This window comes from Sphingobacterium sp. UBA7038, assembly GCF_002494055.1.
Taxonomy (GTDB): domain Bacteria; phylum Bacteroidota; class Bacteroidia; order Sphingobacteriales; family Sphingobacteriaceae; genus Sphingobacterium; species Sphingobacterium multivorum.
Window position 1 is genome coordinate 228,734 of the sequence record NZ_DLAV01000039.1, and the last position, 15,967, is coordinate 244,700.

The 15,967-nt window shown below is 41.2% G+C and carries 16 protein-coding genes; 10 read left to right on the forward strand and 6 right to left on the reverse strand.

Going from position 1 to position 15,967, the window contains the following annotated elements; translation table 11 throughout:
- Positions 1–2: 2 nt before the first annotated feature.
- From B3H30_RS22560 to B3H30_RS22570, 3 genes are read right to left on the reverse strand one after another with little or no spacing between them, the layout of a single operon-like run.
- The gene (locus tag B3H30_RS22560; protein ID WP_070569578.1) at positions 3–680 is read right to left on the reverse strand and encodes a YiiX family permuted papain-like enzyme; all 678 of its coding nucleotides are present in this window, start codon (positions 678–680) and stop codon (positions 3–5) included.
- 15 nt (positions 681–695) lie between these two features.
- Positions 696–1,601 (reverse strand): hypothetical protein, encoded by a 906-nt coding sequence (locus tag B3H30_RS22565; RefSeq protein ID WP_139145083.1) that lies wholly within the window; start codon positions 1,599–1,601, stop codon positions 696–698.
- Between the two features lie 53 nt (positions 1,602–1,654).
- The gene (locus tag B3H30_RS22570; RefSeq protein WP_070569584.1) at positions 1,655–2,146 is read right to left on the reverse strand and encodes a hypothetical protein; all 492 of its coding nucleotides are present in this window, start codon (positions 2,144–2,146) and stop codon (positions 1,655–1,657) included.
- Positions 2,147–2,835: 689 nt separating this feature from the next.
- Between B3H30_RS22570 and B3H30_RS22575 the strand changes: the two genes are divergently transcribed.
- The 5 genes from B3H30_RS22575 to B3H30_RS22595 all read left to right on the forward strand — a co-directional run bounded on the left by B3H30_RS22575 (position 2,836) and on the right by B3H30_RS22595 (position 7,710).
- Positions 2,836–3,648: a ribose-phosphate pyrophosphokinase gene (locus B3H30_RS22575; RefSeq protein WP_070569587.1), complete on the forward strand. Its 813-nt coding sequence runs from the start codon at positions 2,836–2,838 to the stop codon at positions 3,646–3,648.
- A gap of 4 nt (positions 3,649–3,652) precedes the next feature.
- Entirely contained in the window at positions 3,653–5,149 is a 1,497-nt protein-coding gene (locus B3H30_RS22580; protein WP_201649465.1) for a nicotinate phosphoribosyltransferase, read from the forward strand.
- Positions 5,139–5,921 (forward strand): NAD(+) synthase, encoded by a 783-nt coding sequence (gene nadE, locus B3H30_RS22585; protein WP_070569592.1) that lies wholly within the window; start codon positions 5,139–5,141, stop codon positions 5,919–5,921. The genes B3H30_RS22580 and nadE overlap by 11 nt, the downstream gene beginning before the upstream one ends.
- A 154-nt stretch (positions 5,922–6,075) precedes the next feature.
- On the forward strand, positions 6,076–7,002 hold the full coding sequence (locus tag B3H30_RS22590) for a hypothetical protein (protein WP_201303504.1): 927 nt from the start codon (positions 6,076–6,078) through the stop codon (positions 7,000–7,002).
- Between the two features lie 3 nt (positions 7,003–7,005).
- Positions 7,006–7,710, forward strand: a complete 705-nt coding sequence (locus B3H30_RS22595) for an NUDIX hydrolase (RefSeq protein ID WP_070569595.1) — start codon at positions 7,006–7,008, stop codon at positions 7,708–7,710.
- Positions 7,711–7,846: 136 nt separating this feature from the next.
- On the opposite strand, the gene B3H30_RS22600 is transcribed toward B3H30_RS22595, so the two are convergent.
- Together B3H30_RS22600 and B3H30_RS22605 are read right to left on the reverse strand one after the other, a co-directional pair.
- Positions 7,847–8,407, reverse strand: coding sequence for a hypothetical protein (locus B3H30_RS22600; RefSeq protein WP_139145084.1), 561 nt, complete (start codon positions 8,405–8,407; stop codon positions 7,847–7,849).
- 60 nt (positions 8,408–8,467) lie between these two features.
- Positions 8,468–9,025 carry a hypothetical protein gene (locus B3H30_RS22605; RefSeq protein ID WP_070569602.1) on the reverse strand — a complete coding sequence of 186 codons (558 nt, stop codon included), beginning with the start codon at positions 9,023–9,025 and terminating at the stop codon, positions 8,468–8,470.
- 174 nt (positions 9,026–9,199) lie between these two features.
- Here B3H30_RS22605 and B3H30_RS22610 point away from each other — a divergent pair, with 174 nt between their 5' ends.
- Genes B3H30_RS22610 through B3H30_RS22625 form a run of 4 tightly spaced genes read left to right on the forward strand, consistent with a single transcriptional unit; the run spans position 9,200 to position 14,477 of the window.
- Entirely contained in the window at positions 9,200–11,677 is a 2,478-nt protein-coding gene (locus B3H30_RS22610; RefSeq protein WP_070569605.1) for an SEL1-like repeat protein, read from the forward strand.
- Between the two features lie 19 nt (positions 11,678–11,696).
- Positions 11,697–12,875 carry a WG repeat-containing protein gene (locus tag B3H30_RS22615; protein WP_070569609.1) on the forward strand — a complete coding sequence of 393 codons (1,179 nt, stop codon included), beginning with the start codon at positions 11,697–11,699 and terminating at the stop codon, positions 12,873–12,875.
- Between the two features lie 36 nt (positions 12,876–12,911).
- Positions 12,912–14,246 (forward strand): tetratricopeptide repeat protein, encoded by a 1,335-nt coding sequence (locus B3H30_RS22620; protein WP_070569612.1) that lies wholly within the window; start codon positions 12,912–12,914, stop codon positions 14,244–14,246.
- A gap of 3 nt (positions 14,247–14,249) precedes the next feature.
- Positions 14,250–14,477, forward strand: a complete 228-nt coding sequence (locus B3H30_RS22625) for a hypothetical protein (RefSeq protein ID WP_070569618.1) — start codon at positions 14,250–14,252, stop codon at positions 14,475–14,477.
- A 78-nt stretch (positions 14,478–14,555) separates the two neighbouring features.
- Here the strand turns inward: B3H30_RS22625 and B3H30_RS22630 are convergent, their stop codons facing one another.
- On the reverse strand, positions 14,556–15,086 hold the full coding sequence (locus tag B3H30_RS22630; RefSeq protein ID WP_070569622.1) for a YfiT family bacillithiol transferase: 531 nt from the start codon (positions 15,084–15,086) through the stop codon (positions 14,556–14,558).
- Positions 15,087–15,287: 201 nt separating this feature from the next.
- Between B3H30_RS22630 and B3H30_RS22635 the strand changes: the two genes are divergently transcribed.
- Complete coding sequence (locus tag B3H30_RS22635) at positions 15,288–15,953, forward strand: DUF2625 domain-containing protein (protein WP_070569625.1); 666 nt, start codon at positions 15,288–15,290, stop codon at positions 15,951–15,953.
- Positions 15,954–15,967 lie beyond the last annotated feature (14 nt).

Below are 15,967 nucleotides of genomic sequence, written 5' to 3' on the forward strand. Positions count from 1 at the left end.
GCTTAATACGTATTCGCAATCGTGATCAATAACGCACTATTAAAAATCGAAGCTGGTGATATGACCGTTTCATTTAGCGGGACGCTGTTGCCGTAACGCTCTTTCAATTTGGTTTTTACTTCGGGGCTGCTTAGGTCAAAATCTTTCAGCTTTTCCAGCTTCCCAACTTCGATGCCTGCTCCACGTTGGTATATTTTCCAGATCAATTCCGAACAATATATTTTATCGTCCGACCATTCGAATGTAGCATCGTAATTTTTTCCGAGAAAATTTTTGCCGATTGATTTCATTTTGGCCAGCGTCGAATTGGTCAGTACCTGATCTGCATTTTTGAGGCGCTTGACCGCGTAATGCTGCTTTTCCCCTCGCGCAATCCAGTGTTCTAACTTAGTTACAGTTACGGGCTGTACGGCTTCCAGTACATAAGGATTACCGTTCTCATAAAAAATAATCCCACAATGGGAATACGGAGAACGCGTCGCTAATTGGATCGCTTTACATTGCGGTGAAATGGAAGACTGAAAGATCATATCACCATCTTTGAGTGGGGGCAATTTCGCATTATCTTTTGCGTGTTTGGGGGCCACTTTTTTTGGTTGAGCATGTATTGGCTCAGCAAAGATCAGTGTGACTAACATCAAGCTAATCAGCGATAGCAGGTATATAAATGTCTTTTTCATTGTTTTATTGATGACTTATTGAAATAGTTTCATGATTTTCTTTGACTTGGTCCTTTCGGCAAGTTGAAAAGCAGATAATACGTCGGATTCATATTGGTATACTTTCTCCGTGTTTGCACCGTTCTGCAAAAGATAATCTACGATTATTTTGTTTTTTATTAAGATAGCTTTTCCAAGTAATGTGCATTGTGTAAAGCTATAATCAGCTTTAATTTCATCAATACCCAGTCGGTTCAGGCTATTTAAACAAGTTTTACGGATAAAATCCATGTCGTTTTTTTCTATTGCTATCTTCAGGATTTCGAAATCATTGAATTGTCTGTTTTTAGCTAGAAATAAATGGTGAAACTGTTTGGCGATAGCGTACTGTCCCTTTTCTAAAATCCGATGAATGGCATTGCTGCTAAATTCCTCTACTGTGGAAAATCCATGCAGCTGACTAAAAAATAAAAGTATATTTTCAAAAGGGAGCTTGGCTACCTCCAGTTGCATGAGGCCGCTCAGATCGTTCGTGTCGAATAAATTCTCCATGTATCTGAGGCTGTCCAAAGCGATAAATTGAAATTCGGGTTGATAGTCCGCGAGCCAATTGGAGGATTTGGCTATTACAAAGGTGTTGTTAGCAATCCTATAGTTGATAGAGATAGCTGGTTCAGCATAGTTGATTATTGTTATTGTACTGTCTGATAATTCATAATGTTTTGAACGAAGATGCGCTGTCGTTGCGGTGGGAAAGAGCCTGTTGAGATTGATCTGTATGGCGTATACGCCCAACTTGTCTGCATGCAAATTATAACAAAGTGTTCCTTGCTCTGTGATGTAAAAGGGTATTCTGCTCCCCGGCTGCTGCTGTGACTGAAAAACGATCTTGTTTTGGTAGGCAAATAACGATGTTGCCAGACCGGCTAGTAAGCAAAGCATGCAAAGACCTATTTTTAACCCTAAGCGATTCATGGTATAAAATGATCGCATGACTAATCGTGGTATAGCTCTAAAAACTGATTGATCTGATTGGTTAACCCAAACGATTCGGATTCCAATAAATTGATTTCAGCTTGTATCTCCATTGTAGTCGGCGACAAGGTAAGCTTTCGATAGACCTGAATATCTAGTTCCAAAACGGCTAATTGTAGTGCGAGCAGCTGTTTGCCTTCTGTAGTATGGAGTTGTAGTTCATTAAAGGCATGTTTTAATCGTTTCAATTCAGCGATTGATTTTTGGACGTCATTTTCATCGGCCTTGCCAAAGTTCGGATAGGCCTCTCCCAACGTGCGAAAAGCATCGAGGTATTCTTCCTCGGACATTTCATAAATATTCGAATAGAGCATATTGTACGCATCAATGGCGTCATAGGTTTCCGAATCCATTAAGTCTTCGCGATAGTCCTCGACCAACTGTTTGATGTCTTGAGATTCAATCTGTAAGATTGACTCAATATCCTGTTTGATAAGATTGGCTATTTCCATGCTTTATGCTTAAAGTAATCTAAAGTCCCCCGCCGGCTCACAAATTTGCTGACAAAGAATTTTTTGACTTTGGTATAGACAAAGATCTTGTTTTATCGCAAAATTTCAATCCCTATAATCAGCTAATTTTTATGGAGACTGTCGCTCAGCAGTTTTTTATCACCTGAGCATCTCCTATAGGACCTGTGCAGTCCATATTTCCATCGCATTTTTCTGTCTTGTCGCACGTATTTTTCTTTCTGCCCGTCAATCAAACGGAGAGCGGGATGCCGTGTAGCCAAACGGGGATGAGCGAGCTATCAAATTCTACCTTTTAACATTGTTTGTTCAGTGCTTGTTCAGTGATTGTTCAGTGCTCGTTCAGTGATGACTCAGTGTGGACTGTATAATTAATGAATGATCACTGTCTAAATAGTGACTAAAAATTGTTATGAGATACGACTTGGTATAGGTATGCTTGGTTTAATATAGGTGAATCAGGAGATCAGCTTTAGGACCAATAGTTAGAAATGGGGGATGAATTTTAAGTAAACTAACTTTCTCTAAATTATTTGATTGATTGATAGTGTTTTATGGTGTTTTTGTGATTTTATGAGTAAAAAGTACTCAATATATTTTGCGCGCTTAAATTTAATCCTCATATTTGTTGAGTAAAAAATACTCAATAGTACAAAGTAAAATTAAAAGCTATGATCGTATTAAATAAGCAACAGGTAGTCACAGAACAATTTCCAAACGGGGAAACAAAAGTGAAAGATTTTGATCAGTTGATCTTAAAAGACAACCTTGTCGAATTTACATATCAAGAAGATGGAGACTTAATCCGCTTGCTTTTTGTCAAGAAGCGGTTGGATGAAACCGAAGCTGAAACTTGTCGGTTATTGATCCATTATATGCCCTATAGCCGTATGGATCGCAAAATAGAAGGTGATTTATTCACATTGAACTATGTGGCGGAGTTTATCAACAGTTTGCAATTTGATCAGGTGTTTGTGGTCGAACCGCATTCCCACGTTACCCTAGAACTTTTAGTGAACAGTGTTGGGGTTTATCCGGCAGTGGACTGGTTGCCACAGTTGATGGAAAAGCTTGATTTTTCGGACAATGATCGGATTGTTTTCCCGGATAAAGGAGCGGCGGCACGTTACATCAACAGCGGCTATGAAAATAGCTGTGTTTTTGAGAAAAAGCGAAATCCACAAACAGGCCGGATCGAAGGGATGGAACTTAAGGCTGGAGATATTCCGCTCGGCGCAAAATGTATTATTGTCGATGACCTCTGTTCTGCAGGTGGCACATTTCTTTGGGCCGGGAAAATATTGAAAGAAATGGGAGCCAGTGCAGTTTATCTTTTGGTCACACATTGTGAAGCCCGAATTTTTAAAGGGACCCTGTTGGATGATGATTCACCAATAACCAGTGTCTTTACCACCAATTCCATGATGGATACCGAGCACCCAAAAATAAATTATATCAACTTAACGACTGAAAGTTATGTTTAAATCAATGAGCAAGAATCCAATACTTTGGACAGATGGTTATAAATTGTGTCATAAGGATCAATATCCAACACATACGGAATGGGTTTATGAGACTTGGACGCCACGCATGTCTCGCATAGAAGGTATTAGTCATGTTGTATTTTTTGGATTACAGGGAGCCTTGGCCGAAATCACCAATTCATTTGATGCAAACTTTTTTGCTCAACCGGAAGAAGAGGTCGTGGCGGCTTACGAAGAGGCAATTGCAACTGTTTTTGAAAATACAAACGCGAAGTTTGCGGCGACGCATGATTCGAAACATATTCGCGACTTACATCGGCTGGGGTATCTTCCAATCAAGGTAAATGCGTTGCAGGAAGGAAGCTTGGTTCCTGTCGGCGTACCAATGTTTACGATTGAAAATACACATCCCGATTTTTTCTGGCTTCCGGGTTACCTGGAAACACAATTATCGGCTTTTATCTGGTCACCGATGACTGCAGCGACAATCGCAGATCGCTATAAAAGGTTATTGACGGGGTTTGCCGAGAGAACGGGCGACGTCAATAAAGTCTTTACGCAGGCCGGAGATTTTTCCATGCGTGGTATGGGTTCTCCTGAAACGGCTTATCGTACGGCTGGGGGACATCTGTTGAGCTTCGGTGTCTCTGCTACATTGTCTGTTCGGGAGTATCTGAAATCCTACTATCATGCAAAAAGTGATGTAATGATGTACACCCCATCGACGGAGCACAGTGTAATGTGTTCGTACGGAGAGGACGAGGTAGAAGCATTTCGACATTTAATCACAACGGTGTATCCAAGTGGAAATATCTCCATCGTATCGGATACCTACGACCTCTGGAATGTAGTTGACAATGTATTGCCGCAATTGAAAGATCTTATTATGGCTAGGGAGGGGAAGGTTGTTATTCGTCCCGATAGTGGCGATCCTGTGAAGATTATCTGTGGCGATGCTGCATCTGATCGCAGTACTGTGCAGAAAGGTATCGTCGAACGTTTGTTTGAACTTTTTGGTGGTACGACCAACAGCAAAGGCTTTAAGGAGCTGGATCCCCATATTGGCGTAGTGTACGGTGATTCCATTACAGTCGATCGAGCGGATAAGATCTGTCAAGGTTTGCTGGATAAGGGTTTTGCCTCGACGAATACCATATTGGGCATAGGTTCGTATACCTATCAGTATGTGACACGGGATACCTTTGGCTTTGCGTTAAAAGGGACGGCTGAGATTGTCAATGGTGAGTTTAAAGCGATACAGAAACGTCCCGCTACAGATACTGGCAACTTTAAAAAGTCGCAAAAGGGGATGGTCGCTGTGGTCTTTGAAAATGACGATTTTCGTTTGATAGACGATCTTACACCGCAAACGGTCGCCGATCTGGGTGAACGAAATCTGCTGGAAACATGTTATCTGAATGGCGAATTTATACGCACAACGCGTTTTGAAGAAATAAGGAATAGATTAAGAACTGAAACAATTCGAGTATATGGAAAATAGCGTAAACAAACCGTTTTTCATCCAGGATGAAAACGTTGCACAGTATGCACAATTGATGGCATCCTGGATTGCCCAACAGGTGAAATCGGCCGACCGCAAAGGACTTGTATTGGGTATGAGTGGTGGAATAGACTGCAGTGTTGTCGCTTGCCTATGCCGGCTGGCACAGGTGGATGTCCACTTGGTGTTGATGCCGTATGGCAGTGATATGAACAAAAGTAAAAGCCATCAACATGCCATGGAGCTTATTCAGAAATTTGATTTTCCATTTCATGTATTTGACATTCAACCCGCGGTGGATGCGTTGGCCATTCATCAAGAAAAGTTTATCGCAGAAGCTACCGCCACTAACCGCGCTTTGAGCCTTGCTAATATTCGTCCACGTGTTCGTATGACGTATTTGTATCAATTAGCACAATTGGGTAGTAGATTTGTTATTGGTACGGGGAATATGGCCGAAGCTACTGTAGGTTATTTTACGAAGTGGGGCGATGGTGCCTATGATCTGAACCCGCTGGCAATGGTTACCAAACAGGAAGTATATACCTTAGCCAAATATTTGGGGGTGCCCGAATCTATTCAGTATAAAAGTCCATCTGCTGGTCTTTGGGAGGGGCAGACCGATGAAGAGGAATTGGGTATGACCTATGCGCAAATCGATGGGTTTATTTTAAAAGGTACATCGGGCGATCCGGTTATAGACGAAATTATTCGTAAACGTATACAACAATCTGCCCACAAGTTTGCAGCGGTGCCTACATTCAAAGGTTAATTTTAAATGGTTCGAGAAGTCGACGCAAGCACTTCATAACAGGCAACAAGGGACAAAAAAGTACTATAGTGAAGATGATTTTTCACTGGAAGAAGGCTTTAATGGCTTCATCGTTCTGCGAAATGAAGGCTGCGTTGAAATAAATATAGATGTTATGAAACTGAATAACATAAAAACACAATTTGATCAGATTGTAGATGTCCAACAGATTGCCAGCGGCAAAAAGGATAATATTCCAAACATGTTGATGTTGGCACAGGAAGAAAATATACAGCCAGCAGCCTTGGATAAAAAACGAACCTTGCTATTGGCGATCGATGTCCAAAATGATTTTATGGAATCCATCGGTAGTCTTGCCGTCAACGGTTCAAAGGCCGATGTACAACGTCTGACGCAGTGGATGTACCGTAATATTGAGGCCTTAACGCAAGTCATGTGTAGTCTCGATTGTCACTCGATAAGGCAGATTTTCCATCCCGCTTGGTGGCTTGACAGTGCGGGAAATCATCCGGAGCGATTCACCGTTATTCGCCATGCCGATGTCCGCGATGGTATCTGGCGTGCTGCGAATGACCATACAGCCTTAGCGCTGGATTATCTCCAGCATTTGGAAGCTGAGGGAAAAAAACAATTGTGTATCTGGCCATACCATTGTCTGGAAGGGACTTCGGGGGCGCAGCTGGAGAGTCAATTTACCAATATGCTTTATTTTCACAGTGCAGCACGTCAGGTCAAACCGATATTGGTTTATAAGGGGCAAGATCCAAATACGGAAATGTACGGTATTATCAAAGCGGAATATGACGATAATAAATTCGTAAATCATGCTGTGCTCGATGCAATTCGCGATTACGATGCGATATACATCGCCGGTGAAGCTTCCAGTCATTGTGTTTTAGCATCAACCGTGCAGATTTTGGAATATTTTGAACAAGATCGAGCGATTACGTCACGAATCACCTTATTGATCGACTGTATGTCGCCCATCGCTGGATTTGAAGCGCAGACTTTACAGCAGTTTGAGGCTTTAAAGGAGAAGTATGGAATCCAGATCAAATTGTCAACCGAAGTAACTTTGTAGCAGATGACAGCCTCAGAAAAAAAATACACATATGATTACCCAAGACCTGCTGTTACGGTTGACTGTGTAATCTTCGGCTTTGATAAAAACCAGCTTAAGGTATTATTGACCAAACGGGCAATAGAGCCTTTCTTGGGAAAATGGGCATTTCCTGGCGGTTTTATTCAGGAAGATGAGAACGCCGACGACTGTGCGATTCGTAAACTGCAGGAGGAGGCCGGTCTCAAAGATATTTTCCTCGAACAGCTTTATACATTTTCAAACTTAGCTCGTGATCCGCGCGGAAGAGTCATTAGTATTGCCTATTATGCACTTGTCAGGCCCGATGCTTATACGTTGGAAGCAGGGGTTGATATCGATGCGGTGCAATGGTTTGGTATTGACGAAAAGTTGGATCTCGCTTTTGACCATAAACAGATCTTGAACACCGCCATACAACGGCTCAGGGGTAAAATTCGTTATCAACCAATCGGTTTTGAGCTCTTGCCCAAACAGTTTACGTTGCCCGATTTACACAATTTGTATGAAACCGTTCTGCAGCGGTCAATTGACCGTGGGAATTTTCGAAAAAAAATTCTCAGCATGGGTTTATTGATCGACCACAGCGATAAGCAAAAAGACCGGCGTGCCAGGGCTGCAAAGATCTATAGTTTTGACAGGGTAAAATATAAAGAACTTACTGAATCGGGGTTTTATTTTGAAGTATAGGTCTAACGAACGGAGCAGGCAACCATGAAATTGGCTTCTGCCTGCTTTCATTGCTGTCTGGTCTTTTTAAGATCTTACGTTAATGTCCGGTGCAGCGCTGTCTTAATACACTAATTCAAGCTGAGTCGCGTTTGGGCTAACCCTGAAAATCACCACAATCATGGACTTCGAACTGATCGACTAAAGCTTTCTGTGTATAGTATTTTGCGACACGTTTATTTTTTAACAAAAGAGAATCCCCCTTAATTTTTAATTCGAAAATGGGCTCTTTCTCTATTTTCTTGAAGTAAAACTCATTATTTTTAGTCTTCATCGTGAGGCCGCTGTCACGAAAATTATAGGTGAAATCTTTGATTTGATAGATTTCATTGGAATCACAGACATTGACCAAAAGCAGTTGTTTTTTATTCATTTTGATTTCTGCAAGATCGCATGCATAACATATTCCTGAGAATTCGATGCCATACTTCTTAAAACTATCGTTGCTTTCCGGTCGAAGAATAGCAATAGGATACAGCTGTTTAAAGAGCGAAAGGTTATCATCGGATATGGATGTTAGCTCTTTTTGTTTCTTTATGGAGTCTATGCTGGCGGTGCTGCTGAATGCGGCAGCTGATTTTTTGGCTCCATTCTTTTGCTGGCAGCTGAAAAACAATACCATGCAGGACAGAAACATAGTCTTTAAGATTACCTTCATCGTTATTTTTCGCAATTATTGTTGTTACTCATAAACATATAGATTGAGAAACGGTTTTTGTTATTCAATCTCAACCCATTTTCTTTCGAAGTAGACGGTGCCTACCGGTGTATCGGTGGCGTCTATGATTTTCGCTGCTACAAAGTCGCCCTTTAGGCCAGCATATTTTAGTTTTAAACCTTTACTTTCTAAGTCGGAGGTATCATAGTATGCACCCAATTTGAGTTGAAATGGATTGTGTTCCACATCATTTGTAAAGATGGAAAACAAAAGCAACTTCGTAGCCTGTTTATCTGCCTCTTCGTATCCAAAGAAGCGATGATCGATACGTATATTGGCATGTAAGCGGATCATACTGTCTCGAGCACTTAAGTTTACATAAGCTTTGGTGATTTCGTCAGATTCCAGTACGCTTTGTGCATTTGCTTGGTCAATGCTATCCAGTTTGGAAGTTTTTAACGAGATACTTTTTTTGGGGGCAGTATCCTCGGCAGCTTTTTCCATGGCCTTGCTTGAACTTACAGGTGCTTCAGCTTGTTTTGGTTTTTCCTGACAAGCGATTTGTAACGCGAGGAGTGCTAATGCACTGCTATAATAACTGTATTTGAAATGATTCATTGTTCTTTCTGTTACAAAATCCAATCCAAAGTTGCCGAAAATAGGGGGAGAAAAAAATCCCTGTTTTCCGCTAATCGAAAAAATCGATAAATACGGTATTTTTACGGCATTCGCATGATTCTTGTCGTATGGAACGGATCAATGTGATACAACAAAAAACAGAAGAAATAAAGTATGGCACATCGTATTTATATTTATAATGTAAATCTCAGGACCAAAGAAACATATCCCACTTACCTGGCTGAATGGAATTATGAAATTCCCATCCTCATGCGGCCATTATTTTCCGCCAATATCCGTTCCAAAGGTTCTCAGCTTTATGCCAACAAGGAAGATGGGATCGCAAGACTTCGCTATTTTTATGCGTTGTTGGCTGATAGGTATCAATTGCATTATAAAAAAAGCTATTATGAGCCTGTCAACAACATGTTTGAATTTTTGGAAGCGCTACCTTTTGATACCTTGCAGATCGATGGACGCGATGTTTTTACAATGAATGCGGAAAAAGATGTGGAGCAAGCCAAAGATTGGGTGGAAGAAATTAAAATGCAAGCCTTATTGTTTGAACAAGCTGTCGAAGAACAGTCCTTAGATCCGCTTGACCCGCTTGTGAAAGCGTCTGGTTATACTTCTTTTTTAGATGCCCTTCAAACCGATTGGATTGATTATGGATTGGGTTTATGGGAAGAAGACGTTCTGAAAGAGCCAGACCCTGAAGTTTTTGAGGCAGTAGGAAAGCAGGGATTAAAGAATGCCAAGGGGGATATTTTGGTTGAGGCGATTTACGATGAAATATTCGAATTCAATGAACAGGGGATCGCTGTTGTTGAACGCGATGGCCTTTTTGGTTATGTTGATACGAGTGGCACTATACTAATTCCATGTCAATATGTGGAGGCCTTTGATGCCCGACATATCAATGGGAACAATTACGCTGAAGTGGAAGTGGCAGGGAAACGTGGGGTATTGCATATTGATACCAAACAGCTGAGCATACCTGCATTATATGATGAACTCGACTGGATCGCCTATGGCTTTTTAAATGCAAGACAGGGGGATAGCCACATGCTCCTTTCGGCTGAAGGACGATTGATTATTTCAGATCCCGCAGCCGAGTCGTTTATGTTTGACTATAACAAGTTGTTCTATAGCCGGCAAAAAGGAACGATAAAAAGGAAGTATTACCTAATGGATGGTCAGTTTTTAGGGACCTTTTTGGAAGGTAGCCTGGAGCCGCTAGCCAATCGCTATTTTTGGATTAAACCCAATAAGCTACAGTCAAAAATTGCCGTCATTCAACCCGATGGTAATATTTTGGATGAAGGAATTGACCGGATTATAGTGTTGGACGACTATCGAAGTATTGCGTATCTCAAAAATAAAAGATGGCAGATCTATTCGCTTGAACTAGGCTTATTCCGATTGGCTGATTTAACGATTGATCAGGTTCTAGTCGATCATATACAGCAGTACCGTAAAGATATCTTTGTCGTTGGTTGTGCCCAAGGACAGGGGATTTATGACGCTCATCGAGGGGAATGGTTACTTGAACCTGCTATTGCCTATCAAAAAATCGAACATTGCTTTTTGGATTTTATGCGCATACACTGTGCACAGGGTATGTACTGCTTCGATACGAAGCTTAACGTCCGTAGTGCGCTGTATGATTATATTTGTTCGCCTTTTCATTACCCAAGACCAGAAGCGGCCGAAGGTGAACTGTTGCTTTTATTCAAAGGGGATAAGTTGTTTAATTTGGATATAAATCGAAATGTTGTCGAGATTCCCGAAACAGCATATGGCTATTTGTATTCCGAGCGATACCAGCTCCGGGGGCGTGATCAAAGTTATTTTATACAGTTCTATCAGGCATGGATCAGGCGTAAGGGCGACGGCTACGAACAGTATTTTGACAATGAAACGCTGTTGGAAAATGGTAAGAAGCTGGAAGCGGAGGGAAAGATTTCAGATGCCATTCGACTGTTCAGCTTCGGAGCAGATCGGGGTAGTGCGGACTGTCAATATCTGCTTGGAAACATCTTTACGGATGATGACTACGAGGGGATGGACATCGAAAAAGGAAAGTCTTTTTATGAAAAGGCCATGGCTCATGATCATGCGCAGGCATGGAACAATTGGGGATTTTTATATGCCACAGGCCATGGTGTAGCTTTTGATGTATCTAAAGCCTTAAAGGCCTATCAAAAGTCTGCTGCGCTGGGGGAAGCGCAGGCCATGAGCAACCTGGGTAACTGGTATTACGAGGGTGAATATGTGGAACAAGATTATGCCTTAGCCCTAGATTATTTTAAACAAGCAGAGAAAGCGGGGATTTATAATGATGCTCAAATCGCAGAAATCTACTATCAAGGGCAAGATTATGCGAACTTATTGCGTTATTTGAAAAAGGATACAACCAATCAATTTTCTGCTATTTATTATGGGATTCTTTATGAGGAAGGCTTTGGTGTAAAGCAAAACTTACAAAAAGCGATCCGCTACTATGAAAAAGCCAATGAAAATAGCGTGTACGCCTATGCCGTTAATCGTTTGCTACAACTCTATGGAGCGCATGGAGCGGCTTCAGACGCGGATAAATACGGATTTTGGTTCAATTTTGCTAAAGAAAATGCTGTTGAAATTGATCAATAGTAAGGAAATTGCATAGAAAATGGCTCATCGCATATATATTTACAATACAGATAAGAAGGATCAAGATTACTTCCCTCATTATTTAGGAGAATGGAACTATGTGATTCCACCCCTTTTTTTACCCCTATTTGCTGCTAATCCGAAAGCAAAAGGTACCTTAGTTTACTCCGAAAAGGAACCGGGAGTCAGAAAGCTTCGTGCGTTGTATGATTTGCTCATTCATGAATATGGGTTAAATTCCGATGCGCTGGCCATGGCAGCTATCGGGAAACTGTTCGATTTTTTGGACGGTTTACCCTTCGATTATTTCCAGCTGAACGCAAGTGATGTATTTAACATGAGCGATGTTAAACATAGCCAACAGGCCAAAGATTTTGCAATTGAAATCCTTGAGAAGAATTTGCTCTATGAAAAAGCAATCGAAAAACAATCCTTAGCTGAGCTTGAGTTTATTTTGGTGTCCGCTGGTTATACTTCTTTTTTAGCGATGCTCGAACTGGAATGGAGCAACTATGGCTTAGGCTGGTGGAATAGAGACGCGATTGATCGTCTGGATAATCAATTTTTTGAAGATCAGGGGCTTTGGGGGATACGCAATGCAAAAGGGGAGGTGAAGGTCGAAGCTAGCTATCAGGAAATTGGTACTTTTGAGTGTGAAGGGATCGCAGTCATACAGAAAAATGAGCTGTTCGGTTATTTGAATAGGGGTGGAGAAGAAGCTATTTCCTGTGTTTATTCATCGGCGGCGCCAGCCCAATATGGAACCGGATCAACGGTTGGTAAGGTGAGCTTAGCTAAAAAATATGGATTAGTCAACGTCGGGAACGGAGAAATAATCATACCACTTGAATATGATGAACTCGAAGATTTTGCTTACGGTTATTATCAGGGGAAGAAAGATCAGCAATATTATATCATCGATGCTCAAGGCCAGCTGTTCAATGCTGCCGGTGCGGACAAACCGTTTGAAATTGATTATGATGGATTTATCTATCAAGAGATTGGGGGAAATAAACTGCGTCATTATTATTCCAATAGCGGTATTTTGCTTGGCGCTTTTGCCAGTAGTGCACTGAGCGAATTACTGTTTGATTTTTATGCAGTCAATTTGAATAATAAAAAGAAAAAATCAGTTTTGTCTCCCGATGGAACTATCTTGGTCAAAGATGTTGCTGTACTTAATGCCGGAAATGGCTGAAGCGCATTATTTTTTGCTGATTCCGGCGGCATCCGTTTGTATGACCTGGAAGCCCGCGCCTTTGTACTGCAAGATTTGGCAATTCGGTCCATTCAAGGGGGGACTGATTTTGGTAATGGCGCCTGGGATTGCTATATTATCGAAACAGCAACCGGGAGGGGAATTTATCAGGCTGCTGAAAAGGTGTGGCTGGTCCCGCTCTCAACGCACTATGTGAAAATTGTATATGCTGCTGTGATGGATTATTTTATTCTGAAAGACCATGCGGGAAGATATTACTATTTTGACGCAGTGGAAAGGACGCTCAGTTCCGCCTACGATTATGTTTGTGCAAGCGTTAATCACTATCAGGATCTGATGTTATTGCAAGGTGACCTGTTGTATAAAAAGGGCTACGATGGTGTGGAAGTAATTCAGGAAGATCAATATGGTCAGTTTCTGAAGAAGCTGGATCAATTGTCTGGAGAAGATTTTGAAATATGTAATCGTTTTTTTGAAGGGTGGAAGGCTGCGAAGGGCGATAATTTTGAATCCAGTTATGATAGTTATACGCTATATCATATGGCCCTGGACTGTTGCCGACAAGGCGATGTCGAAATGGCGATACGCTATTTTACCTTTTCTGCTGACCAGAATAATGAAAGCAGCATGCATGAATTGGGGAATATCTATACGGATACTGATAGCGAAGACAATCCTTTTTTAGATTTGGACAAAGGAATTCAATATTATGAACAAGCGGCCCAAAAAGATTATTCCGCTGCATGGAATGCAATCGGCTACCTCTTTCAGTATGGCATCGGCTATAAAAAAGACCTGGAAAAGTCATTTAATGCCTACATGAAAGGAGCAGAGTTGGGTAATGGCTATGCTTTGTCCAATTTAGGCTACTTTTATTCAAGTGGAACCTATGTCGAAGAAGATCTGGAAAAAGCCCTCAGCTATTATCAGAAAGCTGAATTAAAATTAGTTGAGAACACCAGCAATATAGCTTCTATCTATTACAGTTTGGAGGATTACGATCGTCTATTGGTTTATTTGAAAAGGGATAAAGAAAATAGTTATTCCAATATTTATTATGGATTGCTCTATGATCAGGGACTTAAATTTAAAAAGGACAGTAAAAAGGCGATCCACTATTTTGAACGAGCCAACGACTATGGTGTTTACGAAAGTGCCACTGCTCGCTTATTGGATTATTACAAGAATGATCCTACATTTAGAAATCAGGAAAAATATGTCCATTGGCTTGATTTTGCAAAAAACAATGAACTGGATATCGAACTGGATTTATTGCAATGGGATAATCAGTCTGAAGACTCAGGTGCTAGCTCGTCCTTTTTTGGCAAACTGTTTAAAAAGAAAAAGTAAATTATGTTATCATCAGCAAATATAGATTTTGGTGGCATTCTGATCGACTTGATCCTGATTGTTTTTTTTGGATTTGGAACACTTTATACGTTATCTGCAGGCATTGTTCATCGTGTAAAGAAGCAAACACGGACGGTAGGATATTATTTCCTATCCTTTGTGGTATCGGGTGTTATTGGACTGGTTGCCGCCGGATTGCTGGCCTTTATATGGGCGATGTCATTATCGTAAAGTGACGGCAATAGAGTAAATTTATCGCAATGATCTGTTGACTTTAAGTGAAATGATCATTGCGATATTTGATGCCCATCAATGGTTTTTAGCATTGACAATGTGCATCAGGTGGTGATTGCAATGCCAGGCATAGAGGCCAATATTGATCTTTAAAGAAATCAACCTTTTGGTCGCAGGATGAATAAAACCTCTTTCAAGCTGTTCGCCAGTCAGGCTTTTCAACAAAATAACCCAGCGTTCATGTAGACCTTCGAGCAATTTGATCGAGCTTTCTATTGGAATATTTTTTGCGTCGGGAAGCTCGGCCCACAATTTCTCCTCATATAATTTGATGGTTGGGTCTTCTTCTGTGAGGGCTAATTTAAAACGGACAAAGCTGTTCATGTGGCTGTCGGCGCAGTGATGAACGACCTGACGAATCGTCCAGCCTTCGGGACGGTAGCGTTTTTCCAGTACGTCGTCTGTTAGATCGCCGACTTCGGATTTTAACCGGGCCGGAAAGTCGGCAATTGTTTTGATCCAGTCATTCAACAGGGATTTGTTGATGACATCGGGTATCGCAAAGCGACCTATAGGGTATCTGAGTTTTTCTAATTCATGTTGCATGACTTAAAATTAGTTAAAATAGACACAAGGTTCCTAATCTTTAGGTGTATGTTTTCGAAGAATATTTTCTTCGATTTGCTCTTGGGTCTGCTGTAATTTGGATGCGATAAAGAATTATGGTAATTTCGGCACAATGAATAGCTGGATAGCGTTCGAATTCGACCGGTAGACTAGCTGGTCGCTGCATAAAACACATAGGAAATGAAAAGTCTAAAAGAACTGATTGATACAAGTAATTCAGGATGGAAGTTGGTAGAAAGTTGGATGAAAGAAGCGACGAATGCTTATGAAGTGCTTCCTCGAAACCCTAAGCGGGCTGATGAGGAACTTTTAAGGGCCCAAATTACCACAAAATCGCCTATGGGAGCCATTATTCATCAAACTGGTGGTATTTTAATCGATGGGGGCTGGTTACGTATTTTAGGCTCTGGCTCGTCGCAGTTGGACCGAGGGATTATGGAATGGAATAAAGGGAAAAGTTTTGACAAGGAAGGCGAAAAAGGTGGTTTTTTGCTGATTGCAGACGATGTTCTAGGTGGTTATTTCGCTATTAATGCTGGTGCGCTGGGAGATGCTATTGGACAGGTCTATTATTTCGCACAAGATACCTTACAATGGGAAAGTTTGGAATGTGGTTATTCAGATTTTGTTTTTTGGGCATTGAAAGGGGATATTAGACAGTTTTACGAAACATTTAAATGGAAAGACTGGAGCGAAGAGGTCAAACTCCTGAGCGGCAATCAAGTTTTTTCATTTTACCCTTTCCTGTGGACTGAAGAAGCACGCGATTTTCGTAAAGTGGATCGTAAGCCAATGGCCATCGATGAGAACTACCATTTTACGATGGAATTTGCTGGTGGACGCTAATTGTTATTTCAATA